We start from the raw sequence: 24,090 nt of genomic DNA on the forward strand, positions 1-24,090 counted from the left end.
AATGCCAAACAATTTAAGTTAGAAGGCAAGCGAGAGAGGAGTTATCCACGCTGCTTAAAAGTCAGTAAAAACAAGTATCCGGTAGCAAAAAGAAAAAGTGCCGCTCACCTTAAGTGAACGGCATTACCCTTCCGGGCGCTTTGTTATTCTTACTCAAAAAAGCGACAAATGAGTTACTCTGTCACCAGCGCCGTTGCGCGATTTTCCAGCAACACCGGAATGCCTTCAGTAATGGGGTAAGCTAACTTATCAAACTTACAGATCAACTGTTGTGATTCTTTGTCATATTCTAGCTTCCCTTTGCATACTGGGCAGGCCACAATTTCGAGTAACTTTTTATCAAATGCCATGAGACAATCCTTTTTTAGTTTGAGCCACTTGTAGTAATTGGCTCAACAATGCGTGATCAAATTCTGGGTTAAGCTTCGCATTTACGGGTAAATACCACCAGTTTGATTGTGCAAAATCGCGACACTTAACCGCATCTTTTTCAGTCATTAATAATGAATGATGTACGGATAAGTCACTTAATTGCTTGTGGTCAAATGCTTGGTGGTCTGCAAACTCAACGGTTTGTACTACTTTATAGCCTAACTGGCTAATACTATTAAAAAAACGTTGTGGGTTCCCAATGCCCGCCATTACAACGACACTGTATTGCTGATTAAACTGATCGTGTAGGTTAATATCGACCTGACATAGTGGCGCTGGTGCAAGTTCCATTAACACTTCACCATGATGATGTGGCCCGCCATTATTGATAACAAAATCGACAGAGTTTAATCGCCACAACCCTTCCCGCAATGGTCCTGCAGGTAACAAGCAACGATTACCATAACGTCGCTCACCATCCACTAATGCAATTTCAATATCGCGGCCTAATGCATAATGCTGTAAGCCATCATCACTGATAATGACATCAACATCAAAGCGAGTTATTAATGTTTGAGCCGCGGTAATTCTACTAGCACCGACAACCATAGGCACTTGAGTACGAGCCACAATCATAGCGGGTTCATCACCCACTTCGCAGGCTTTAGCATTAACATCAACGGCCTTAACACCATCAATATTAACCCCATAACCTCTGCTTATTACACCAGGTTTATAGCCATGTTGTCGTAACAGCTCAATTAAATAAATAACGGTTGGGGTTTTACCACTTCCGCCTGCCGTTATATTGCCAACAACAATTACGGGTACAGGCAACACTTGTGCATGCTTAAATCCATAACGGAATAGGGCTCGTCTAATAGTGGATATTAACCAAAATAAACCAGATAACGGCAATAGAAACCACTTGGCCTGATGGCCTTGGTACCAAATGCGATGTATAAACTGTTGCATCACAAACGCTCAATCATTATTGGCTAAACTGCATTTGATAAAGGTTGGCATAAATTCCAGCTTGTGCAATTAACTCGCTGTGATTACCACGCTCAACAACCCGGCCTTGATCGATAACCAAAATCTCATCTGCACTTTCAATCGTAGATAAACGATGTGCAATCACAATGGAAGTGCGGTTATGGCGTAAATTGTCTAAGCCTTTTTGAATCGCTTTTTCTGATTCAGTATCTAGGGCAGAGGTTGCTTCATCTAAAATGAGTACCGGCGCATCGCGAAGCATCGCACGAGCAATAGCGATACGTTGGCGTTGACCGCCAGACAGCAACACACCATTTTCACCCACTTGAGTGTCTAGCCCTTCTGGTAGAGTCTCAATAAATTCCATCGCATAGGCTAGCTCTGCTGCACGAACAATTTGTTCGCGAGTCACTTCTCCTGGATAGGCATAAGCAATATTATTGGCAATGGTGTCATTAAATAATGTGACTTGTTGCGACACAAGAGCCACTTGATTGCGCAATGATTTGAGTTGGTAATCATAAATACTGGTGTCGTCGAGGCGAATATCACCGGTTGATAAGCCGCCATAAAAACGAGTAATCAAACTAGCAATAGTGGATTTACCCGAACCAGAGCGACCAACAAGCGCAATAGTCTTGCCTGGTTTAACCTCAAAATCAATGCCATTCAATGCCGGTTTATCTTGCCCTGGATAGGTAAATGTCACATTATCAAAGGTCAACTTTCCTTGAACGCGATCGATACAAAATGGTCCATTATCAGGCTCAGGAGCGGTATCTAATAGTTCGAACACTGTTGTACAAGCTGCAATCCCACGTTGAAATTCTGCATTAACCCGGGTTAAGTTTTTAATCGGTTGTAACATGGCTAACATAGCACCTAAAATAGCCGCAAATGTTCCCGCGGTTAAATCCGTTTTCATGCTATCCCAAGTGGCCGCATACAACACAAAAGCCAATGCAAAAGAGCCAATCACCATAATAAGCGGTTGGCTGATTGATTGAGCAACCGCTAACTTCATATTTTGGTAACGATTACGGTCGTTAACTTGAAAGAAACGCTCTACTTCTGTTTTTTGGCCACCAAACACTAATACGTTTTTATGGCCCTTAATCATCTGTTCAGTAGTTGCCGTCACGCCGCCCATTGCAGATTGAATTTGTTTAGATACCTTACGAAAGCGCTTACTCACAATACTGATCACCACGCCCATGATTGGGCCAATCACCAAAATACATAATGACAATTGCCACGAATAATAAAACATAATGGCTAACATACCGATAGCGGTCATGCTGTCACGAACAATGGAAATGAGTGCACTGCCAGATGCACGCGCAATTTGTTCCGTATCAAACGTAACCCGTGAAATCAAATTGCCGCTGTTTTCGCGATCAATATAGCTCACAGGCAAACGTAAATAATGTTCAAAGACTTGCTGGCGCATATCCATAATAAGTTGAGCGCTCATATATGACACACAATAAGTCGACACAAAATTGGCCACACCACGTAAGCTAAACATCAAAATAACCGCAATAGGAGCCATTAACATAATGTCTTTATTCGCGTTAAAACCACCATGAGTGGGTAAATCGACACCGGCAACTATAGTAGGCGTTTGGCTAAAGCCTTCATCAATAAAAGGTTTAATAAATGCGATAAACGCTGCATCGACTGCGCCATAGGTAATAAGACCTAGAACAGCCAGAATAAACATGGTTTTCATGGGTACCACATAGGTCATCAAACGCTTGAAAACGACCCACATTTCATTTTTAGGTGATGCTGACATTGAATCCAATACTTAACTAGCAAACATAAGTGACATTCTACTCTGCTTTAAGTGACTCACCAAATCTAAACAAACGGTTATACCAAAATGGCGCAATTTGGTGACGGTAAGTGGCGACTTTATAACCACCATCGGTAAAACTGATGCTTATTTGGCCCACGTGTCCCGTCTGTAATATTGCACTGCCACGTTGTTGATACCTCGCCACAACATCTGGTTTAGGAAAACCATATTGATTAGAAAATCCAGCAGTAAAAATAGCTAATTGCGGATTCACCTTATCGATAAATTGGGGAGTAGATGATGTGCGACTGCCATGATGTGGAACCAATAATATATCTGCCTGAATATGAGTGTTAGCGGCCAATAATACCTGCTCTCGTGGTGCTTCAATGTCGCCGGTTAACAATACCGAAAATTGTCCATCAGACAATCTCACCACACAAGAACGGTTATTATCGTTACTGCTGCTAGTGAGTTGATTATTAATAAAACTTAATTGCACACCACGCCAATATAACTCACCATCACAGGCATGCACGTTTCGGGATAAACCCGCCAAGCTCGATGTAGCCATAGGAAAATCAGCCATTAACGTCGCGTGCGGAAATTGAGCCAATAACACATGTAATCCGCCAGCATGATCATTATCATCATGGCTTATCACGATATACTCAATATCATTGATCCCACGGCTGGCCAAAAAAGGGAGTATTGCACGTTGCGCGTAACTAAATTCACCATAAGCCGCACCGGTATCATAAATAATCCCGTGTTGACCTTGCTGCAAAACCACAGCCATACCTTGAGCCACATCAATAACATGCAACTGCCATGGCATTGTCCGTTGTGATGTTTTGAGTAAAGGCAAAATGTCATGGCTCACTAACTGAACCATTATAATGGGTAGCATAAGTATGATTACCATTAGACTATAACCCCATTTGTGCCGATTAAGTATATAACCACGTAAACTCAACAGCATGATAGCTAAAGCAAAAAACAGTAACCCAGACAATTCTTTTTCCGTTAGCTTAAGCAAGGTTAATGGTAAGTAATCACTTATCTGTAATAGCCAATCAAACGGCTCAAGACTTAAATTAGCCCAATTAAATATCATTAAGCCAATGTTTTGTTGAGTAACGGCATCAATCCCGACCAACCACAAAACACACAAAGCCAATAACCATATACAAAAACTCAACATAGTTAATGGGATAACCACTAAACTAAACCAAGGTACCAACAACATATTTAACCAAATGCTATGAGGCGAAATACCACCAAACAATATCCCTTGCAAACACCCTAACAACAACGCTAAACGCCATTGAATAGACCACAACACCTTCACCCCATGACGTATTTTATTGATTCTTACTTTGAATTTTTGCACTAATAGGCTTTTAGAAAACATTGGTACATTGAGGTTTCGGTGAATATCATCCGCAACCAAATTTGCTTGTTCAATGCTAGCATCAGACTTAATCGACATTAAGATGATCCCTAATGCCCCAAACGACAACCACAGCCCAGCACCGAGTGTTGCAAAGGGGTCAAGCAGCAGCACAAAAAACAGCGCATACACTAGCCGATCCCAATGATGGCTAAATTGCTTTATAAAACTGAATATGAGTAGCAAGAGCAACATTAATAATGCCCGCTGAGTGGCAATGGCAAAACCAGATAAGTAGCCATAACCTAACGTGAATAATGCAGCAAGCACCATCACAAGTTGAAGTTTACCTAAGTGTTGCCAAGCGTAAATATAACGAGCTAAGCCAATAAATATGCCATAAAACAAACCAAAAACGACCGACAAATGTAAACCTGAAATAGCAACAAGATGGCCCGACCCGGTCTGACGTAATTGTTGCCAACGAAGTTGCGTTAACAGGCTTTTATCGCCAAAAATTAACGCTCGTAAAATATCGCCTTGTGCATACTGTGCCAATATCGGTGATGACACATCAATGATCTGTTGACGCAAAGACGAACTGTAGCTAACTCGTTCGGCTTGTTTAACACGACCTTTAGCAATAATGTGTTGGCTAATAAAATGCTTTTGTTGATTAAAACCACCCTGATTTTGGATACTGGAAATCCCTTTTAACTTGGCACTAAATTGCCATACTTCACCAATGACAATTTTCTCTGGCTTTTGCCATGTTAATCGGTAATATCGCTGCACATTATTAAGCACCAAAGTCTCAAAAAACCCGTCTTTATCAGGTTCAGTAATAACGCGCACATCAAAACTAATCCAGTCGCTGTTTTGGCTAACTAGTGATACTATCTGCGCCTTAAAGTCAATTTGTTGCGATTTTTCCGCATATTGATGCATATATAGACAATGAAACATTAGGCTTAGCCAAATGACTGCAAATAAACCACCAGCCATAAGCGGCCCTTTGCGAAGGCAAAGCAGCATAAACAAGAATAAAATAGGTAAACACCATATAGGTGCCAGCGAAGGCCACAACATCGCTGATAAAGAACAGGCGCAAAAGCCATAGATAAATCGATTCATAATGAATTAGTTAAGACATTAATCGACAAATATGCCAAAAAAATTAATACAAAAATTTATGCCCAAACCAGAAACACTCCGTGAACATAAATATTTACGGATGTTTGGCACATTATTGCACAAGCCTAATCTTTGGGCGTTAAATCGTAAATCAGCGCCAGGGGCATTTGCGGTAGGATTATTTGTCGCATGGCTTCCGATGCCATTTCAAATGGTCGTTGCTGCAGGGTTTGCCATACTATTTAACGTCAATCTCCCTGTTGCAGTAGCCTTAGTTTGGGTAACCAACCCGTTCACGATGCCGATTATGTTTTATGGTGCGTACTTATTAGGCGCAAAAATATTAGGGCATAAAGCTCAGGCATTTCAATTTGAAGCCAGCTGGGCATGGATTGAAGCGTCATTATCGACCATCGGCCCGCCCTTTCTCGTGGGTTGTTTAACACTCGGTTTAATTAGCGCATTAATTGGATTTATTGTCATTAAAAGCATGTGGCGTTATTCCATTTTGTTTAAATGGCAAAAACGCAAAACACCCTGCAAATAACCTACATCGGCAAAAAATAAGGCTGTGATTACGGCCTTATTGACTAACTTCTATCCATTATTATTTAAATTATCAGCCATTATCGTGGCAATTCGTTTAAATTCATTAATCTCACTATCTGATAACGTCCCTTTCATTACATCATTCATTTCAATCTCGGCAGTAGACAATAATTGCATAATTCCATCACCTGCGGCGGTGAGCTGCAAAAAATAGCTCCGTTTATCCTGAGTGTTGTCCAATTTGACAATATAACCATTAGACATTAACTCTTTGATTAACCGAGCCAGTTGCGCTTTATCAATTAATGTTTTCTGCACAATATCGTTTGCCGTAACGGGCTCATCAGCACTATCAATAATTTTTAATACTCGTAAATGTAACAACTTCAGAGCATGATCATTTAATTGGATTGCATTGCGCATCGTCCGCTTCACACTATGCAACAACATAAATAATGGCTCCCTAATATTACTCGACATACAGCCCTCATTCTCATTTTTTAGGAACATTCATGTTGCTATCAACGGCATAATCCCACACAAACAGTGATGAACATAACCGATACAGCAAACATCAACGATCATCGATCCAGTCAATATATAAATTCAAACAACAAAGTAGTTGACTTTATCAACCAATAAAATATAGTAGACATTATCAACTATATTTTAATCTTTTGCAATATTCCTATTGCCTTTATGCCTCTACAGGAACACCAATGACAACCGTAACTAAAAAACCTCAACTACGACTCGCACAGGTCAGTAATATTATTGACCTTAGTCCATTTCTTCGTCGAATTATCTTTACTGGTAAAGACTTAGTGGGTTTCCCAGATGATGCACTGGGTGCTTATGTCAAAGTTTTTTTACCTAATATTGGTGAAAACACGCCAAATATGAATCTTACAGGCCCGAATACAGCAACAAAACGCTCATACACCATAAGACAGTTTGATCGAAGTCGCAGTGAATTAACGCTCGATTTTGTCATCAACAAACATATTGGGCCAGCAACTGATTGGGCTAAAAATGCTCAACTGAATGACACCGTTGGTATCGCTGGGCCTGGACCATTAAAAATGAACAATTTTCACGGGCAACACTACTTACTCATGGGAGACATGACTTCAATAAATGCTGTCAATGGCATTATTAACCGTCTTCCTCCCCAAGCTCATTGCCAGGTAATCCAAATAATCGATAGTGAACAAGATAAGCAGATCATTGATAAAAAAAACAATGTGGACATATGTTGGGTAATGGCTAATGATCCGTTTGCTTACCATCAGCTAGATTTACTTTTATTTGAGGCCGTAAAAAAACACACTCAAATACATTCACTCACCCAAGTTTTTATGGGCTTAGAAGCTTCCCAAGTTAGAACCATAAAGGCTTACCTGCTTGATGAAACCGATGTTCCTTTAAGCGCCATTAGTGCTACAGGTTATTGGAAAAGAGGCGTTAATGCAGATGACTTTGGTAAACAAAAAAACGCGAATCCACTATAACTCGCCTATTAACAATATTCACCTATATTGGGCACAGGTAAAAATAGTATTGAGCAAGCAAAACTTGCTCAATGTTGCTATCACGGTATGGCAAACACAAGTCGATAAGCCCACACAATTATGTGGATAGCTAACAATCCACTAAATGCTATCGCAAAAAATAACAATGCAATAGACTCCACCACCGTTGGCGAATCTAAATAGAGGTAACACCATAATGGCCAAGTCATCATGCTCAGTAGCGTTAATTGCCACATGCAACGTTTACAACGGCCTATTTTTTGCCTAAAAACCGACTCAAAGCATTGGTTACAGGGCATAACATCCTTCCTTATCAATCGTATACAGGCTATTGATTATCAAACTCGCTAGCTAACATGGCATACAGATACTCATCACCCCATGCGCCTTTAAAAAACACATTATGAATGAAATGGCCTTCACGACGAAACTGCAACTTTTCTAAAAGCGCGGTACAAGCTAGATTGAGGAAGTCTGTTTGAGCAATAACTCGATGACGAGATAATTCCACAAACAAATATTGCAATAAACGCGTGAACGCTTTTGCTGCAATTCCCTGCCCTTGAAATGCAGGAGCGACAGTAAAACCCACTTCAACTTGATTGTCGTCAATAAAATGCACTGCCAGATCACCCATTAACAACGCATGCTGATCACTAATGGCTAATTGATACCATTGCCCTGCTTTAGCAAAATCGTGGTAATTAATCGAATTGAATAAGCTTAGTGCATCTTGATAGTGATAATCGGTCCAACTTTGATATCGAGCAACACTAGGATCCGCTCGATAGGCGGTAAATGCGCTTAAATCATCCAGAGTAAATGGCCTGATGATTAAACTACCCGAGGCTAACGTAGGACACTTTAGTGAACATAAACTTGAATCACTGTCCATATCAACCTCATTCGTTTATAAAGTCTATCTACCCGCTAATGCAGTAGCTGGCGCTATTTTAGTTGCTTTCCACGCTGGATAAATAGTGGCGACAAGGCTCATAAATAACCCCATGAACAGCACCACTAATACATCTTGGTAATGTAATTCAGAGGGTAAGAAATCAATGAAATAAATATCAGAAGCCAATAACTGAACACCTAGTAATTGCTCAATACTGCTAGCAATTGCACTTAAATTATAGGCTAGAGTAACCCCTAATATGCCACCAATAGTGCAACCCATCACACCATTTAGCGCACCTTGCAAAATAAAGATGGTCATAATGGCGCCACGCGATAGCCCCATGGTCATTAATATTGCAATTTCAGAGGCTTTATCACGCACAGCCATAACAAGTGTCGACACTATATTGAAACACGCCACAGCGATAACGAGCGCTAACACCAAATACATGATTAAACGCACTAATTGAATATCTTGATACAAATGCCCTTGGCTGCGAGTCCAATCATTAATATATAAATACTGTTCTTGAGCAAAGCCTAAATCACGGGTAATACTAGGGGCATTAAACACATTATTGACTTGAATTCGTACACCGGTTACCGCATCACCAATGTGGAGTAAATCAGCTAAATAACTCAATGACACATAAGCTTGAGTTGACTCAATTTCCCCACCTAAATTGTACACACCGGACACTACAAAACGGTGGCTTTTGGCCGACGTTAACTTACTGTTATTAGCATCAGGGGTATACATTGCCAGAGTATCGCCTACTTTTAGGCCCAATTTAGTCAATAAACTGCGGCCAAGCACAATATGGTTTTCATCACCCGCTAATGACTGCCACGCATCGGCAGACATATAGTCAGCAATACTCGACACATCAGATTCATAATTAATATCAATACCGTTAACGATTAACCCTTGAAAACCGCCGGGTTTCTGCACTAAACCTTGTAAACGAACAAACGGAGCCACACCGCTGATTTGTGGCATATTTGCGGCGCTTTTAGCAATCTCATGCCAATCGGCAACAGGTTGATTAACGCCAACCAGTTCACCGTGAGACACCACGCCTAATAAACGGTCTTGTAACTCTTTTTCAAAACCATTCATGGCAGATAACACCACAATTAGCACGCCAACACCCAGGGCAATGCCTGCAGTAGACGCAAACGAAATAAAGCCGATAAAGCCATTAGACTGCCTAGCGCGGAAAAAACGCCAGCCAATTGTTAACGGTAACCACTTACTCATTCGGCTAGCCCTGCAGGAGATGAAGACGCAACAACTTGCAAAATGCCGTCTTTCATTGTCAATTGACGATCCATTTTTGCGGCTAATTTATGATCATGTGTCACCACCACAAACGCCGTACCAAATTGTTGTGCTAACTCGCGGATCATCGCATAAACATTATCACCACTGCTGGCATCCAGATTACCTGTAGGTTCATCGGCCAATACTAACTTTGGTTTGTTGATAAGCGCTCTGGCAATAGCGACACGTTGACGCTCACCGCCCGATAACTGCGCTGGGATATGTTGTAAACGATGGCCTAACCCCACACGTTCAAGTAAATTTTGCGCATCGATTAACGCTTGCTTTTTATCTCTACCTTGAATGAATGCAGGCATCGCCACATTTTCAATCGCGGTAAATTCTGGCAACAAATGATGAAACTGATAAATAAAACCTAAATCTTGATTACGTATTTGTGCCTGACGCGCACTAGATAATTGGTATAAATCTTCGCCGTCTAACAACACAGTTCCAGACGTAGGCGTGTCTAAGGTGCCCATAATATGTAAAAGGGTACTTTTACCCGATCCAGAGCTGCCCACAATGGCTAACTGCTCCCCCTTGTACACGATTAACTCAACACCAGATAATACCTGAGTGGTCACTTCGCCGTCATGGTAATGCTTACTAACATGTTGAACTTGTAATAACGCTTGTTGTGTCTGACTCATTATTCGTATCTCAAAGCGGTAGCAGGTTGAACCCTTGCGGCGGACAACGCAGGATAAAGGGTGGCAAACAAGGTGATAAACAAAGTGCCTAAAATGATAAAACTTAATTGCGTTAGCGATAATTGCACTGGCAATGTCTGGCCTACGCCTAAAATAGAAATACCCAAAGTGGTTAATATTTCATTTAAATTGAGCGTTAACGCTATGCCAACGGCGGCACCCAACATTAACCCTAACAATGCATTTAACGAACCTTGAACAATAAAAATGTTCATCACCGAAGTAGTGGTTAATCCTTGGGTTTTTAACACCGCAACATCGGTGGTTTTATCCACCACCATCATCACCAACGCTGACACAATATTAAATGCAGCCACGGCCACAATTAAGCTGAGCATTAACGACATCATGTTTTTTTCCATTTTGACGGCGGCAAATAAATGGCCATAATCTTGGCGCCAGTCACGGGTTTGAATCTCAATATTTTGCTTAGCAAATGCAGCCACTATTTTCGGCGCTATCGCAGGCGCAGAGAAAGGATCGTTCAAATACACCCGTAATTCATTAACGCTATTACTGTCTTGACGCATCAACTTACGCGCATCTTTATAATGCACATAAGCCACACTCGAATCGACTTGCGAACCCATTTCAAATACACCGGCAACAGTAAATTTACGCTGACTAGGAACGGGTCCCATAGGTGAGTAAACCACCCCATCACCGCTTAACACCCTCACCTTATCGCCAGCTTTAACATCTAATTTTCGGGCCAAATCAGTACCAAGCACAATTGAATACTTGCCCGCTTGTAAGGTTGAAAAGGCATCTGAATAGGTATGAGAGGCAATGCTCGACAATGATTGTTCAAGTTCAGGATAAACCCCATACATTTGTATAGCCTGAATGTTGCTGCTTGATTGGATCATGGCTTGGGTTGTGGCACTTGGCACAATACCGCGGATATTTTGTAATAAATCTTTATCCGCCAATAAACGTTGCGTAGTGTGTTGCCAATCCCTAAAACCCACATCACTTATCAGGGTCATCTGCGGCACAGCCCCTAAGATGCGATTTTTTAGCTGATCTTCAAGCCCATTCATCACCGAACTGACAACAATTAATGCTGCAACACCTAAAAAAATACCCGATACCGCAAAAAAGGTAATAAAAGACGCAAAAGCATTGGCTTTTCGTGCTCGCCAATAACGGTAGCCGATAAAAAATGAAAATCCGAAATTCATAAAAAAATACTAATCCTGTGCGCCCATTAAGGCGTATTAGTCAGACAACCGAGTAAAAAATGAATATGATAACAACAAGCCATTGTGTATGACTTGCTAAATCATTAAGTTGGGCACGATAATAGGGCTATTAGTGTGATAAATAAAGAGGCAAACCTTGATACCTGACAGCAATTCTTATTTTAGCGTGCCTCACCACTTCAATGTGTACTTAACTTCGTGGGATCAACACCGTGCTTTACCTACTGATGACGAACTGCGTGACATGCAATCGATCGGCTTAAAACTGCTAACAGAAGTAAAAAGCCTTGAAGCAAATTGTTTATTACAACTGCGAAATTTGGACAATGAAGCGAAAGCTGTGGTCGACTTTTTAAAGCTACAATCGCGTAAAGTCGATTTAGTATTACAACATGTGTTAGAAAAAGAAGTTCAAGATGGTGAACTGTTCAAAGGAGATCAATTTGGTGGCAGTGGCGTCAGTATTATTTCATCACGCCCACTGGCTGTAAATGAGCACGTAAAAACCCATATCTATTTGCATACTGAATTAGTCGCATTAATGTGTGTGTGCCAAATAAAAAACTGTACACCAATACCCACTGATGACGACATCGAAACCACCTTATGGCGTTGCGAACTTGAATTCAGCCAAATACTCGAAGATGATATTGAGCAATTAGTTAAAGCAAGCTTGAATGTACAACAAAAAATGCTCAAAAAACGTAAACAGAATATCGATAAACAGCGTAGCTGAAGCCTCGCCTCATTCAATACGACTTGATCGCAAACGGAACTGAAAAAGATTTTAATGAACCTATTTAGTGTACTCACACCGCCGAGTGTCAAAAAAGGCCAACAAACGCAAACGTTGGCAACCTTTGGTGGGGTCTCGCAAGCCATCACCCTTGCTAATTTAATCAATAACCATCCAAGTACTAGTATTATTGTCACTCACGACACGCCCAGTGCGCTGTCGCTTGAGGTCGAGCTGAGTTATTTATTAAATCACATCAATGTGAATGTGTGCCTGTTTCCCGACCGTGAAACGCTGCCTTATGACAGCTTTTCGCCACATCAAGACCTGATTTCTCAGCGCCTGGAAACCTTAGCCAATATTGGCCAAAGCCAACACAATGTAGTGATAGTGCCAGTAAACACTTTAATGGTTCGTTTACCGCCAAAATCCTTTATGACCGCTAACGTCATGGTGCTAAAAAAAGGCGACACCTACGGATTACAGCAAGCTAGGCAACACCTTACTGACACGGGTTATCATTTAGTTGAACAAGTATACGAACACGGTGAGTTTGCAATCCGTGGCTCAATTATTGATATTTTTCCGACGGGATCTAGACAACCACTACGTATCGAACTGTTTGATGATGAAGTGGAGTCGATACGCTTTTTTGATGTCGACACTCAGCGTTCAGGCATGGCTCGTGACGCTATTAGAATGTTGCCAGCAAAAGAATTCCCAACCGACAGCAATGCCATTGAAGGTTTTAGGCAACGTTATCGCCGTCGTTTTGAAGTGATCTCAAAAGAGGCTGAATCGGTTTATCAACTTGTCAGCCGTAACTTAATGCCTGCTGGCATTGAAAACTACTTACCGTTATTTTTTGATGACACCGCCACACTATTTGATTATTTGCCACAAAATAGTCAACTCATCACCATAGGCGATATTGAAAAAGCCAGCTTAGCACACTTAAATGAAATCAATGTGCGCTACGAAGATCGACGTGTCGATCCTCTGCGCCCATTACTGGCGCCGAAAGAACTTTATCTGCTCAATGATGAATTATTTGCGGCATTTAAATCCTTTAAGCGTACCCAATTATTACAGCAACATATTGCTAGCGACACTAATAATGCAGGAGAACCGCTAGCGGAAGTCGCACTACCAACACACGCCTTAATCGCCAATGTTGAAAAGCTGCCAGATATCAATGCCAATCATAAACTCAAGCAGCCCTTAATCGCATTAGAAGAGTACAGCCAGCAGCACTCAACCTTGTTATTTAGTGCTGAATCTGAAGGTCGCCGTGAAGCGCTATTAGATTTATTTGCAAAAATAGGTATTAAGCCTAAACAGTTTAATCATTTAAACGACTACCTAGCAGCCAAAGACGACATAGGCTTAATCGTGTCACCTTTAGCCCGTGGTTGCGTATTAGCCGACACAGCTAAAGGTGCTGTTAGCATCATTTGCGAAACAGAATTATTTGGCCAACGTATCTCACAGCAACGTCGCCGAGAGAAACAAAAACAAGTTAGCTCTGATGTATTAGTCAAAAACTTAGCCGAACTGAAAGTAGGTCAACCGATTGTGCATCTTGAGCACGGCGTAGCCCTGTACCAAGGACTCGAAACACTCGACACAGGCGGCTTAGTCGCAGAGTATTTAAAGCTAGAATATTCTGGTGGTGACAAACTGTATGTACCAGTGTCATCACTGCATTTAATCAGTCGCTTTAATGCCAGTGGCGATGGTGACGCCCATTTAAATAAACTCGGTAACGAAACCTGGGCTAGGGCCAAGAAAAAAGCCATCGAACGTATTCGGGATGTAGCCGCAGAGCTGCTCGATGTTTATGCTCGTCGCCAAGCTCGTCCGGGTGAAGCGATGAATATTGATGAACAAGAATACGCACAATTTAGCCAAGGCTTTCCGTTTGAAGAAACGGTCGATCAAGAAAGTGCCATTCATGCCGTACTTGAAGACATGCAAGCACCAACCGCAATGGATCGCTTAGTATGCGGTGATGTAGGCTTTGGTAAAACCGAGGTGGCCATGCGCGCAGCATTTGTCGCCGTTAATGCCGGCAAGCAAGTGGTAGTTTTAGTGCCAACAACCTTGCTTGCCCAGCAACACTATGAAAACTTTACAGACCGTTTTGCCGATTGGCCCATCGTTATTGAGGTGATGTCGCGTTTTAGAACCGCCAAAGAGCAAACCAGCGTGGTAGAACAATTATCTGAAGGTAAAGTCGACATCGTTATTGGCACCCACAAATTACTGTCATCTGAAGCCAACTTCGACAATTTAGGGTTGCTTATTATCGATGAAGAACACCGTTTTGGTGTACGACAAAAAGAAAAAATCAAAGCATTACGCGCCAACGTCGACATCTTAACGTTAACTGCCACACCAATACCACGCACCTTAAACATGGCCATGTCTGGCATGCGTGATTTATCGATTATCGCCACACCGCCGGCGAAACGGTTAGCGGTAAAAACCTTTGTGCGTGAATACGATAAAGCCACAACACGTGAGGCTATTTTGCGTGAGATCCTACGTGGCGGCCAAGTGTACTACTTACACAACAACGTTGAAACCATTGAAAAAACCGCACAAAACATACGTGACTTATTACCAGAAGCGAGGGTTGTCACTGCCCATGGGCAAATGCGTGAGCGCGACTTGGAAAAAGTCATGTCAGACTTTTATCATCAACGTTTTAATGTTCTGGTTTGTACTACCATTATCGAAACGGGTATCGACGTTCCCAGTGCCAATACCATTATTATCGACCGAGCAGATATGTTTGGTTTGGCGCAGCTACATCAGCTCCGAGGTCGTGTTGGGCGTTCACATCACCAAGCCTATGCCTATATGATGACACCACATCCTAAACGCATGACAGCAGATGCACGTAAACGCCTAGAAGCCATTGATGCCCTTGAAGACCTTGGCGCAGGCTTTTTACTGGCCACCCAAGATTTAGAAATCCGTGGTGCTGGTGAGTTACTGGGTGATGAACAAAGTGGTCATATTTCAAAAATTGGTTTCAGTTTATACATGGAAATGCTTGAGTCTGCGGTGAAAGCCCTCAAAGAAGGTAAAGAGCCTTCGCTAGCCTACATGATGAGCGCCACAGCAGAAATTGATTTACGTATTCCTGCGTTATTGCCAGAAGATTATGTCAGTGACGTCAACATGCGCTTATCCTTATATAAACGGATTGCGAATTGCGAAACAGAGGCCATGCTTGATGAGCTAAAAGTCGAGTTTATTGACCGCTTTGGAATGCTACCGGATCCAACCCGGAACTTAATGGCTATTACACTGTATAAACATCAAGCAACATCACTCGGAATCGCAAAAATAGAAATGCATGCGAAAGGTGGCAGCGTCGAGTTTGGTCAAGAAAATCATGTCGATCCAATGTTCATTATTGGTTTGTTGCAAAATCAACCACAAATCTATCGAATGGATGGGCCAAATAAGTTAAAGTTCAACATTCCTGCTGAGACAAGTAAAGAGCGTCTTGAGTTAATCAACACCTTGCTTGAACAGTTTGCTAAACATCAAATTTTGGAGACTAAATAGTGCTACGTAAAATTGCGATTGCTATCGCCGCTATCACAGCGCTATCCCACAGCTTTTCAGCCCATGCAGAGTCATGGTTTGAAGTAGAAGTATTTGTATTTGAACGCCAACAACCATCAGTTGAAAAATGGCTAGACGCGACCCCACCCAAACTAAGTAAAGACACTGTAGATATCATTACTCCAGTAATCAGCACCGACATAACCGGTGTCGCACTTGGTTTAAAAGGTTGTTCTTCAATTGACTGGGCGAGTGATGCCACTAACTGTAACGATTTAAAAGTCAGCAGCAGTACATCAATGCACCCAAGCCAAGTTCCATTGAATATAGTGGCAAGTGAACCTCAAACAGCCTACCTTGGGCAAGGGCCATTACTGTTAGCCGACAGTCAAAGTCAATTTAATGATTTAATTCGTACCCTAAACCGGGAGCCTTACGTTAAAAGCCTTGTGCATTTAACATGGCAACAAAACATGCAATCACGCCGACGTGCCAAGCCTATTCGAATTTTTGGTGGTAAGGATTTTTCTAACCGCTTTGAATATCATGGTTTAAGTGTCAAAAAAGCCTCTCAAACTGAAACCATGCCAAGTACAGACTTCAGTGCACTTGGCAGTTTTTACGAAGCCCCTAAAGTTAATCCCGTCTGGGAATTAGACGGCGCAATTAAGATATACCTCAATCATTACCTTTACATAGAGAATAATTTGGTTTTACGTAAAGAGACTCAAAAAATGGTTGAATCCAGTCCGTTGACCTTTAACGAATATGCCGCACTCGACATCGAAGGTAAAAAGCAACTAGCACCTTTCTTGGAAAGTATCCCATTGATTCAGAATCGCCGAGTTCGCAGTGGTGAAATACATTACTTTGATCACCCTCAATTGGGTGTTGTGATGCAAATTCGTAAAATGGTACAACCCACAAGTGTTAAGCCAATAGATCTAACAGAAGATTCTGTCACTAACCAACCATTACCTTACACAGGTTAAACGGCCAAACCATTTATAACAAAAAACGGATCATATGATCCGTTTTTTTGTTCAAGGCCCTAGGGTGTCATTTCAATCTAAGCCTGCACAAGCTGACTAATATCCTGAGCCAATTGTTGCGCCGTTTGCCAACGCGTTTGCTGTTCAAGTGCCTGCATGGTTTGCACTGTGTCCCCTTTAAGCGATAATGCAGTATGCTTTGGCTCATCTGCGGGCCATTCAAACTCTGTTAATAAAGTATTAACGCCAATGGGATCATTACATACTAAAATCATATCACAACCCGCATCTAATGCCGCTTTAGCACGCCCAAGATAATCACCAGCAAAACTGGCGCCTTTCATCCCTAAATCATCAGAAAAAATGACCCCGTCAAACCCTAACTGTTGGCGTAAAATAGTTTGTAACCAGTAAGTTGAAAAACCAGCAGGGTTAGGGTCAATATGTGAATAAACCACATGTGCGGGCATCACACCTTGCAACAGTTGAGAACCAATTAAGTGTTTAAATGGTTGCATATCACATGCTTCCACTTGCTCTTGAGTTCGTGGATCAACAGGCATCGCAACGTGCGAATCTGCAGCGACACTCCCATGACCAGGAAAATGTTTGCCTACCGCAGCCATACCAGCCTCATTCATGCCGGCAATAAATTGTTCCGCCAGCACCATTACCTCAGCAGGATCGGCACTAAAACTGCGTTTGCCAATGACTTCGCTTATACCATTTACATCTAAAACAGGTGCAAAACTTAAGTCAATATCACAGGCTAACAACTCAATAGCCATTAAAAAACCACACTCTTTCGCCCATTGTTTAGCTAATGCTATATTGCCTTTAGCAGCAGGTAAAATATCCCCCATAGCAGGAATTAAACTAAAACCCTCACGAAAACGTTGAACTCGACCACCTTCATGATCAACTGCAATTAACAGTTCAGGCCGAATAAACCGAACTTGTTTAACTAATTCAATTAATTGCTTTTTACTTTCATAGTTGCGGCTAAACAATATAATGCCACCCACTTGTGGATGCTGTAATTGTTCTGCCTCTAACGCAGATACCGTCAAACCTGCAAGATCCATCATTAAATAGCTCAAACCTATCCCCTACCTATTAAAGCTGAACATTCGCTATCCATTCATCAAATTTTTACACAGCAAGTATAAGGCTGGCTAATGTGAGAATAATGCATAAAAAAATCTAATGAACAGTCATTGATTAATGTGTGGGATACTCTACCAAGAATAAGAGATAAACCGCCAACATTACTTTTGGCGATTATACTCACTAATAACGAAAACAATAAACGACTCAGCAAGGGTTAAATAACATGATTAGCGTATTTGACATGTTCAAAATTGGTATCGGTCCTTCTAGCTCACATACTGTAGGCCCAATGAAAGCGGGTAAAGTGTTTATCCAGCATGTCGCTGACAATAATTTATTAGATCAAATCGATGAATTACAAACAGAATTGTTTGGCTCTTTAGGACAAACGGGTAAAGGCCACGGCACAGGTAAAGCGGTTATTTTAGGCCTAATGGGTGAAGATCCTGAAACCGTCGATACTGATGGAATTGATGCCATATTAGAAACGGTATCAACAAGCCAAAAACTGACATTAGCAAACGGGCATCGGGTTAAATTTACCCGTGAAGAAGGCGTCACCTACCATAGGCGCAAAACCTTACCAGCCCATGCTAATGCCATGACCTTGTATGCATTGTCAAAAGGCGAATGCATTTACCAACGCACTTATTATTCTGTTGGTGGCGGTTTCATTCTTGACGAAGATGAAATCACCCAACGTAATGCTTCTCCAGCAACGCCTATTGAAGAAGCACCCTATGACTTCAACAGTGCTTTGCAATTGCTTCAACTGTGTTGTGATAATGGCTTAAGCATTTCTTCATTAATGATGTCCAATGAACTTAGCATTGCCAGTGAAGATGATATCAAACAAGGTTTGTGGAAAATTTGGCAAACCATGAAAAACTGTGTTGAGCGCGGTTATCAAAAAGAAGGCATATTACCAGGCGGTTTAAAATTAAGGCGACGAGCACCTGCGCTTTACCGACGCTTAAAAGCTGAAGGGAGAAATAATACAGACCCATTGACGGCAATGGACTGGGTTGATTTATTTGCCTTGTCGGTAAACGAGCAAAATGCCGCAGGCGATCGGGTTGTCACCGCCCCCACCAACGGTGCAGCAGGGATTATCCCCGCAGTATTGTGTTACTACGATATGTTTGTCCAAGAAGTCGATATTGACGTTTGCAGCCGTTATTTACTCACCGCGGCTGCCATTGGTATCTTGTACAAGAAAAATGCTTCTATATCTGGCGCTGAAGTCGGCTGTCAAGGTGAAGTAGGCGTGGCCTGCTCTATGGCCGCTGGGGCACTGACTGAAATCATGGGCGGTACGGTTGAGCATGTTGAAAACGCAGCAGAGATTGGTATGGAGCATAACTTAGGCTTAACCTGCGATCCTGTTGGTGGCTTAGTGCAAGTACCCTGTATTGAGCGCAATGCTATGGGAGCGGTAAAAGCAATTAATGCTTCACGTATGGCATTACGCGGTGATGGTAATCACAAAGTATCATTGGATAAAGTCATTAAGACCATGATGGATACGGGTAAAGATATGCGCAGCAAATATAAAGAAACCGCCAAAGGCGGTCTTGCAGTTAATATCGTCGAATGTTAACTCTTTGTTAAACCGAAATGATTTGAAATGCCTGTTAGTTACGCTAACAGGCATTTTTGAATCATATTAAGTGAAAGTTTAAGCGCACTAAGTGACCCACTCAACCCTACGATTTTAAACCTGCTATTTTAACCAGTACCTGTGTCAATGATCCAAGCCACCAAATAATCAATGTAGCGCACTATTAGCTAGCTTATAGATACCTTTTTGGGGGTTGAAAAAATAGCGGTAAACTGAATTGAGATTTTGGTTTCTGGCGGCAATCGAACGTAACGCATTTCTGGACAAAAGTGTATTTAAGATATGGCCTACGGCCACTATCGTCGTGGCGCCTCGCCCACACCAGACTAAGATCGCAAGGTTCCACCCTGCACGGGCCAAAAGGGGATCAACAGCAATCCCCTCTTGGATCTCCCCTGCCGTTCCGGCAACATTTTCGCTTTTTAACCAAACAAAAGCAGCGAAAAATTGCAACGGAAATTTATCCATCTTTGAATCTCGTTTGTAATCGGCCTCGGCCTTACTCGAAAATGCTAACGCTTTCGATGGTACATCCTGTACCGCGAAAGCTAGCCTGACGTCCTGTCAGGCTCACGCTATTTTCTTCAACAGCCTCAAGTTCAGAGTTGAATTTTGGCATTTCAAGCTGAGGCATCTAACTCATTTATGGACAGAAATAGCTTAGAGTATTAGGTCTAGTTAGCAGGGTTTTAATGAGAAAAAGTATCTCAAATTATCATGAGCACTATCCTTCAATAAGCAGTAGAGCTTAGGACACCAAAGCCTAGTAGAGGAAGGTCTAAATTACAAAAAGATGTGCTAGTCCTTTCTTTTGATCGTGTCAATAAGGGGCTAGTGAACGGTTACGTTCGCCGGACGCTCACGATTAACACATTCTGCTACGGCGCTTTAGGACTTACTTATATTGGTGTGCAGTTATCAATCGCGATTATGATTGCCTTTTGCGCCATGCTGTAGTTTCTCTTTTCACGAGAATTGGCTTAAGAAGCTGGCAGCTTTAATTATTGATATAAAAAAGGACTCATTTTGAGTCCTTTGTATTTGGTATTAAATTAGTGCTTAAAACTAAAGCAGTTGAAAAAAATAAATACCTTCAGATACTTGCTTGAAAACATCATATTGAAAATGGCTTTGAAAAGCTGCTGCATTTTTAGCATCGCCAAAAATGAGCCCATTAATTCCCCACATAATAGAATTACCCCATTGAAAACGGATGGTGTTAAATTGTTTGTCGTTGAACATATCTGTTACGCCAATTTGTGCCATATCAGCCATTATTTGATTAAACTGGGCTTGGGTTACATTAGTCAACGGTTGAGTTTTTGCTAAAACTTGGCTCCAATGCGTATAGTTTTTTTCAGTTGCTTTTTCTGTATAAGTCTCCACAAAGCCACCATCGGGACTTAAGCCAAATGTACGTTTTATTGGATTGAGTACAATGCCATTTAATACAAGTAACTCGTCAGAAAAGTAAGATAATTCAACGATGTTATATTTCGCGAGTACTACTTTTAACGGCTCAAGTTCCTGAAGCATTTCTGAGTTAGTAATGTCCTGTTCGTTGTAGTGGGGGGTACACGCCATCAACAGTAAAGATAATAAAAGGAAATATAGCTTTTTAAACAGCATTCTAATAAACCTATATAAATTAGTATGGAATAGTTCTGTATCTACAGTTTCTATTCATGTAGTAGTAACCACCGAGACCATTAGGGAAGCGCCAAAGTTCACAAGAGTACTTGTACTTTACTCTTCCTCCTGCGGGACCTCTTGGTTCAGTACCATTCGTAGGTCCACCGCCACCATCTCCAGTGGCTGAAACTATTTGCTTACCATTTGAAGGATCACAAGAATCTGATACATTAGCTGTATTATTATCATTCTTATACACTTCTTTATAGTAATTAATCCCCCTAGTTACTTGAACAGTATCTTGGGGATGATCTCTATCCTGTGCAAACCAGCCTTTAAGTGCTCCCCAGGCTCCTGCAATTTTTTTACCATCGTCTTTCCATGCTTGATTTGCACTAGCTCCACTAAAAATTAAAGTGTCATCGTAACCAGCAGCAGCCAAATATGCCCCATAATGAAAATTACCAAAATCAGCAGTTGTACCATATTGTTTTAAATCTAACGGCTGTCCATCATTAAATAATGTAAAGGCCCAAACAATTTCTGTTGCTATTTTTAAAGCGCCTAATTGTCTACGGTCAAATACATCACCATAGGTATCAATAGGTTTATTGGCAGCATCTAATGCAGGTCTAAATTTGCAGCAGAGTTTACGCTGTTGATTGAGAGTGATACAGGATAGTTTGTATTACTTTTCATACTTAAAATTGAAGGTTTACTTTTTGTATCAAGCGGTTCTAAAATAAGCATATTGATATTATTACAGTTCCGACCTTGACATTCATCAACAGGCGGTCGACTTGGAGGGGTTATTGGTCTATATACAGTGTTAGTATTTATTAAGAATAATATATCTACACCTTCAACTCTTCCATAAATAACGTCTGTTTTAGTTTTTCTATTAGACGTCGATGGTGAAATATGCAGTACAGCCTCTCCACGTTGGGATGCTTTAAATGAACGGTGTGTAGTAACAGGACCATTTGAACTGAATGTTTCCTCAACCCTCGCTCCAATTCTTATAGATTCCACAAGTTGCACTTTAAATTCATCTGAAGCCCCACCATGAGCTTCGTACTGTGAAATTACAATTGGCTTACTTGTATATATGGGCAAGACAATGCAGTGGTCTCTTGATTTTTCAAGCGTTACTGAACTATTTAATTCAATTCTCTTACAACGGTCTTCAGCTTTTACTGATATTGAAAACAATAATGTTAATGTTACGATTAAGTGCATGCTAAATCTGTACTTCATAATCCCTCACGAATTTATAATCTATATGAATATTGATGTTTTTTATCAAATATAAATATCCCTGACGCCTAATTGTTACAATTAAGTTGCCGATGTAAAGGTTTTCTGCAATCAACTGTTTTATGAGGCGTAGTTTCCTAAATCGTTTCCGTCCTGTGAACCGCACCTAGGCTAGTTTTGCATTCTAGGGTACAAGTATTCCAGACTCTCGGGCTTGAGTGACAGCTGTTCTAAGCTGTGCATCAAATAATCGTAGGGTGCCAGCCCATTAGCCTTGGCTGTTTCTATCATGCTGTACAGCATCGCACTCGCGCCACTGGCCGTATTGGCTACGCCCAATCACGAACGGCTTTATCGCTCGGCACCAAAAAGATAGGACAGGCATAACCTTTTTAATTTATCAAACTCTTTGACATTAGCTTTTCTATGGACAAGGCTATAATCAGCTTACTACTTCGAAACTGATTTTGGGGCAATAACTGCTTAGAGTGGTCACTCTAAGCAGTACCTGGACATAAATCATTTAGAGCTTAAACCCTGAAAGCAACTACTTCCATTAGGTGTAAGCGGTCAATTAATCCCACATACCAATAAAAATCAGTCTTTGGCATAGTGCTTCTTTATATAAAGGAGGCGTTATGAATCAATCGCAAAAACATGACCACTGGACTCAAATACTGACTGAGTTCAAACAAAGCCAGTTACCGATTAAACAATTTTGTTCTGAGCGGTCAATCAACTATCAAACGCTTTACTATTGGGTCAAAAAACTCAATACCACAGAGGTTAAGCAACAAGTTCAGTCTATTGTCTTTGACCAGGGAAGCACTGATGTCGTGGTGCTATTATTACCTAACGGTATTCGCGCTGAATTCCCCTCGATGCTGAGTCAAACACAAATCAAACATTGGGTTGCAGCATTACAATGACTCCCACTGGTAACGTGTATTTAGTATCAGGTGTCACCGACATGAGAAAGTCGATTGATGGATTGTCATTAATCGTCGCAGATACGCTTGAAATGGACCCCTTTAGCCAGGCTTGGTTTATCTTTTGTAATCGACACCGCGATAAGCTCAAAATCTTATTTTGGGATACCAATGGATTTTGGCTTTATTATCGGGATTAACATTAGATAATCCTAAGGCGCATCGACCAATATTAGGACTTGAAGTATGACGGCGAATGTTGATCGCAAATTTCTACTTGAACGATCATTTTTCGCTGTCACACTAAGGATA

The 24,090-nt window shown here is 41.4% G+C and carries 23 protein-coding genes and 1 pseudogene; 8 read left to right on the plus strand and 16 right to left on the minus strand.

Going from position 1 to position 24,090, the window contains the following annotated elements; translation table 11 throughout:
* Window positions 1-173 precede the first annotated feature (173 nt).
* Genes ACWXWT_RS12970 through ACWXWT_RS12985 form a run of 4 tightly spaced genes read right to left on the minus strand, consistent with a single transcriptional unit; the run spans window position 174 to window position 5,696 of the window.
* Complete coding sequence (locus ACWXWT_RS12970; protein ID WP_101030794.1) at window positions 174-350, minus strand: Trm112 family protein; 177 nt, start codon at window positions 348-350, stop codon at window positions 174-176.
* Window positions 340-1,347 carry a tetraacyldisaccharide 4'-kinase gene (gene lpxK, locus ACWXWT_RS12975; protein ID WP_456042000.1) on the minus strand — a complete coding sequence of 336 codons (1,008 nt, stop codon included), beginning with the start codon at window positions 1,345-1,347 and terminating at the stop codon, window positions 340-342. The genes ACWXWT_RS12970 and lpxK overlap by 11 nt, the downstream gene beginning before the upstream one ends.
* Before the next feature lie 16 nt (window positions 1,348-1,363).
* Entirely contained in the window at window positions 1,364-3,166 is a 1,803-nt protein-coding gene (msbA, locus tag ACWXWT_RS12980) for a lipid A export permease/ATP-binding protein MsbA (protein ID WP_456042001.1), read from the minus strand.
* Window positions 3,167-3,203: 37 nt separating this feature from the next.
* Window positions 3,204-5,696 (minus strand): DNA internalization-related competence protein ComEC/Rec2, encoded by a 2,493-nt coding sequence (locus ACWXWT_RS12985; RefSeq protein ID WP_456042002.1) that lies wholly within the window; start codon window positions 5,694-5,696, stop codon window positions 3,204-3,206.
* 31 nt (window positions 5,697-5,727) lie between these two features.
* Between ACWXWT_RS12985 and ACWXWT_RS12990 the strand changes: the two genes are divergently transcribed.
* Window positions 5,728-6,243, plus strand: a complete 516-nt coding sequence (locus ACWXWT_RS12990) for a DUF2062 domain-containing protein (RefSeq protein ID WP_456042003.1) — start codon at window positions 5,728-5,730, stop codon at window positions 6,241-6,243.
* A 50-nt stretch (window positions 6,244-6,293) separates the two neighbouring features.
* Here the strand turns inward: ACWXWT_RS12990 and ACWXWT_RS12995 are convergent, their stop codons facing one another.
* The gene (locus ACWXWT_RS12995; RefSeq protein ID WP_456042004.1) at window positions 6,294-6,725 is read right to left on the minus strand and encodes a MarR family winged helix-turn-helix transcriptional regulator; all 432 of its coding nucleotides are present in this window, start codon (window positions 6,723-6,725) and stop codon (window positions 6,294-6,296) included.
* 239 nt (window positions 6,726-6,964) lie between these two features.
* Between ACWXWT_RS12995 and ACWXWT_RS13000 the strand changes: the two genes are divergently transcribed.
* The gene (locus tag ACWXWT_RS13000; protein ID WP_456042005.1) at window positions 6,965-7,756 is read left to right on the plus strand and encodes a siderophore-interacting protein; all 792 of its coding nucleotides are present in this window, start codon (window positions 6,965-6,967) and stop codon (window positions 7,754-7,756) included.
* Window positions 7,757-7,836: 80 nt separating this feature from the next.
* Here ACWXWT_RS13000 and ACWXWT_RS13005 read toward each other — a convergent pair whose 3' ends face one another.
* Genes ACWXWT_RS13005 through ACWXWT_RS13025 form a run of 5 tightly spaced genes read right to left on the minus strand, consistent with a single transcriptional unit; the run spans window position 7,837 to window position 11,898 of the window.
* On the minus strand, window positions 7,837-8,076 hold the full coding sequence (locus tag ACWXWT_RS13005; protein ID WP_456042006.1) for a DUF3624 domain-containing protein: 240 nt from the start codon (window positions 8,074-8,076) through the stop codon (window positions 7,837-7,839).
* A gap of 29 nt (window positions 8,077-8,105) precedes the next feature.
* Window positions 8,106-8,672 (minus strand): GNAT family N-acetyltransferase, encoded by a 567-nt coding sequence (locus tag ACWXWT_RS13010; RefSeq protein ID WP_456042007.1) that lies wholly within the window; start codon window positions 8,670-8,672, stop codon window positions 8,106-8,108.
* A gap of 24 nt (window positions 8,673-8,696) precedes the next feature.
* Window positions 8,697-9,938 (minus strand): lipoprotein-releasing ABC transporter permease subunit LolE, encoded by a 1,242-nt coding sequence (lolE, locus tag ACWXWT_RS13015; RefSeq protein WP_456042008.1) that lies wholly within the window; start codon window positions 9,936-9,938, stop codon window positions 8,697-8,699.
* Window positions 9,935-10,654, minus strand: a complete 720-nt coding sequence (lolD, locus tag ACWXWT_RS13020) for a lipoprotein-releasing ABC transporter ATP-binding protein LolD (RefSeq protein WP_456042009.1) — start codon at window positions 10,652-10,654, stop codon at window positions 9,935-9,937. The genes lolE and lolD overlap by 4 nt, the downstream gene beginning before the upstream one ends.
* The gene (locus ACWXWT_RS13025) at window positions 10,654-11,898 is read right to left on the minus strand and encodes a lipoprotein-releasing ABC transporter permease subunit (protein WP_456042010.1); all 1,245 of its coding nucleotides are present in this window, start codon (window positions 11,896-11,898) and stop codon (window positions 10,654-10,656) included. The genes lolD and ACWXWT_RS13025 overlap by 1 nt, the downstream gene beginning before the upstream one ends.
* 157 nt (window positions 11,899-12,055) lie before the next feature.
* On the opposite strand from ACWXWT_RS13025, the gene ACWXWT_RS13030 reads away from it, so the two are divergent.
* The 3 genes from ACWXWT_RS13030 to ACWXWT_RS13040 are packed head-to-tail and all read left to right on the plus strand — an operon-like array spanning window position 12,056 to window position 17,229.
* On the plus strand, window positions 12,056-12,655 hold the full coding sequence (locus ACWXWT_RS13030) for a hypothetical protein (RefSeq protein ID WP_456042011.1): 600 nt from the start codon (window positions 12,056-12,058) through the stop codon (window positions 12,653-12,655).
* A gap of 54 nt (window positions 12,656-12,709) precedes the next feature.
* Window positions 12,710-16,237 carry a transcription-repair coupling factor gene (gene mfd / locus ACWXWT_RS13035; protein WP_456042012.1) on the plus strand — a complete coding sequence of 1,176 codons (3,528 nt, stop codon included), beginning with the start codon at window positions 12,710-12,712 and terminating at the stop codon, window positions 16,235-16,237.
* A complete protein-coding gene (locus tag ACWXWT_RS13040) occupies window positions 16,237-17,229 on the plus strand; it encodes a peptidoglycan binding protein CsiV (RefSeq protein WP_456042013.1) in 993 nt (330 codons plus the stop codon). Before mfd ends, ACWXWT_RS13040 begins: the two co-directional genes overlap by 1 nt.
* Window positions 17,230-17,306: 77 nt before the next feature.
* Here ACWXWT_RS13040 and nagZ read toward each other — a convergent pair whose 3' ends face one another.
* Window positions 17,307-18,329: a beta-N-acetylhexosaminidase gene (gene nagZ / locus ACWXWT_RS13045; protein WP_456042014.1), complete on the minus strand. Its 1,023-nt coding sequence runs from the start codon at window positions 18,327-18,329 to the stop codon at window positions 17,307-17,309.
* Window positions 18,330-18,562: 233 nt separating this feature from the next.
* Here nagZ and ACWXWT_RS13050 point away from each other — a divergent pair, with 233 nt between their 5' ends.
* Window positions 18,563-19,939, plus strand: coding sequence for an L-serine ammonia-lyase (locus tag ACWXWT_RS13050; protein ID WP_456042015.1), 1,377 nt, complete (start codon window positions 18,563-18,565; stop codon window positions 19,937-19,939).
* Window positions 19,940-20,107: 168 nt separating this feature from the next.
* Here ACWXWT_RS13050 and ACWXWT_RS13055 read toward each other — a convergent pair whose 3' ends face one another.
* From ACWXWT_RS13055 to ACWXWT_RS13075, 5 genes and pseudogenes are all read right to left on the minus strand, one after another.
* Window positions 20,108-20,428, minus strand: a complete 321-nt coding sequence (locus ACWXWT_RS13055) for a hypothetical protein (protein WP_456042016.1) — start codon at window positions 20,426-20,428, stop codon at window positions 20,108-20,110.
* A 597-nt stretch (window positions 20,429-21,025) separates the two neighbouring features.
* The gene (locus ACWXWT_RS13060) at window positions 21,026-21,589 is read right to left on the minus strand and encodes a hypothetical protein (protein WP_456042017.1); all 564 of its coding nucleotides are present in this window, start codon (window positions 21,587-21,589) and stop codon (window positions 21,026-21,028) included.
* Window positions 21,590-21,608: 19 nt separating this feature from the next.
* Window positions 21,609-22,265, minus strand: a complete 657-nt coding sequence (locus tag ACWXWT_RS13065; protein ID WP_456042021.1) for a polymorphic toxin type 44 domain-containing protein — start codon at window positions 22,263-22,265, stop codon at window positions 21,609-21,611.
* Complete coding sequence (locus tag ACWXWT_RS13070; protein WP_456042018.1) at window positions 22,214-22,831, minus strand: hypothetical protein; 618 nt, start codon at window positions 22,829-22,831, stop codon at window positions 22,214-22,216. Before ACWXWT_RS13070 ends, ACWXWT_RS13065 begins: the two co-directional genes overlap by 52 nt.
* Window positions 22,832-23,020: 189 nt before the next feature.
* A pseudogene (locus tag ACWXWT_RS13075) lies at window positions 23,021-23,210 on the minus strand (transposase domain-containing protein); the annotation flags it as partial.
* Between the two features lie 277 nt (window positions 23,211-23,487).
* Between ACWXWT_RS13075 and tnpA the strand changes: the two are divergent.
* Both tnpA and tnpB read left to right on the plus strand, forming a co-directional pair.
* Window positions 23,488-23,778 carry an IS66 family insertion sequence element accessory protein TnpA gene (tnpA, locus tag ACWXWT_RS13080; protein ID WP_456042019.1) on the plus strand — a complete coding sequence of 97 codons (291 nt, stop codon included), beginning with the start codon at window positions 23,488-23,490 and terminating at the stop codon, window positions 23,776-23,778.
* The gene (gene tnpB / locus ACWXWT_RS13085) at window positions 23,775-23,978 is read left to right on the plus strand and encodes an IS66 family insertion sequence element accessory protein TnpB (RefSeq protein WP_456042020.1); all 204 of its coding nucleotides are present in this window, start codon (window positions 23,775-23,777) and stop codon (window positions 23,976-23,978) included. Before tnpA ends, tnpB begins: the two co-directional genes overlap by 4 nt.
* Window positions 23,979-24,090 lie beyond the last annotated feature (112 nt).

This window comes from Shewanella sp. A22, from assembly GCF_053850585.1.

Coding starts and splice junctions, on each gene's coding strand:
- tnpA (WP_456042019.1), top strand. CDS start 23,488: ATGAATCAATCGCAAAAACATGACCACTGGACTCAAATACTGACTGAG.
- ACWXWT_RS13010 (WP_456042007.1), bottom strand. CDS start 8,672: ATGGACAGTGATTCAAGTTTATGTTCACTAAAGTGTCCTACGTTAGCC.
- ACWXWT_RS13025 (WP_456042010.1), bottom strand. CDS start 11,898: ATGAATTTCGGATTTTCATTTTTTATCGGCTACCGTTATTGGCGAGCA.
- ACWXWT_RS12970 (WP_101030794.1), bottom strand. CDS start 350: ATGGCATTTGATAAAAAGTTACTCGAAATTGTGGCCTGCCCAGTATGC.
- lpxK (WP_456042000.1), bottom strand. CDS start 1,347: ATGCAACAGTTTATACATCGCATTTGGTACCAAGGCCATCAGGCCAAG.
- tnpB (WP_456042020.1), top strand. CDS start 23,775: ATGACTCCCACTGGTAACGTGTATTTAGTATCAGGTGTCACCGACATG.
- ACWXWT_RS13050 (WP_456042015.1), top strand. CDS start 18,563: ATGATTAGCGTATTTGACATGTTCAAAATTGGTATCGGTCCTTCTAGC.
- ACWXWT_RS13055 (WP_456042016.1), bottom strand. CDS start 20,428: ATGGATAAATTTCCGTTGCAATTTTTCGCTGCTTTTGTTTGGTTAAAA.
- ACWXWT_RS13000 (WP_456042005.1), top strand. CDS start 6,965: ATGACAACCGTAACTAAAAAACCTCAACTACGACTCGCACAGGTCAGT.
- lolD (WP_456042009.1), bottom strand. CDS start 10,654: ATGAGTCAGACACAACAAGCGTTATTACAAGTTCAACATGTTAGTAAG.
- ACWXWT_RS12990 (WP_456042003.1), top strand. CDS start 5,728: ATGCCAAAAAAATTAATACAAAAATTTATGCCCAAACCAGAAACACTC.
- ACWXWT_RS12985 (WP_456042002.1), bottom strand. CDS start 5,696: ATGAATCGATTTATCTATGGCTTTTGCGCCTGTTCTTTATCAGCGATG.
- ACWXWT_RS12995 (WP_456042004.1), bottom strand. CDS start 6,725: ATGTCGAGTAATATTAGGGAGCCATTATTTATGTTGTTGCATAGTGTG.
- mfd (WP_456042012.1), top strand. CDS start 12,710: ATGAACCTATTTAGTGTACTCACACCGCCGAGTGTCAAAAAAGGCCAA.
- ACWXWT_RS13070 (WP_456042018.1), bottom strand. CDS start 22,831: ATGCACTTAATCGTAACATTAACATTATTGTTTTCAATATCAGTAAAA.
- ACWXWT_RS13060 (WP_456042017.1), bottom strand. CDS start 21,589: ATGCTGTTTAAAAAGCTATATTTCCTTTTATTATCTTTACTGTTGATG.
- ACWXWT_RS13005 (WP_456042006.1), bottom strand. CDS start 8,076: ATGCCCTGTAACCAATGCTTTGAGTCGGTTTTTAGGCAAAAAATAGGC.
- msbA (WP_456042001.1), bottom strand. CDS start 3,166: ATGTCAGCATCACCTAAAAATGAAATGTGGGTCGTTTTCAAGCGTTTG.
- lolE (WP_456042008.1), bottom strand. CDS start 9,938: ATGAGTAAGTGGTTACCGTTAACAATTGGCTGGCGTTTTTTCCGCGCT.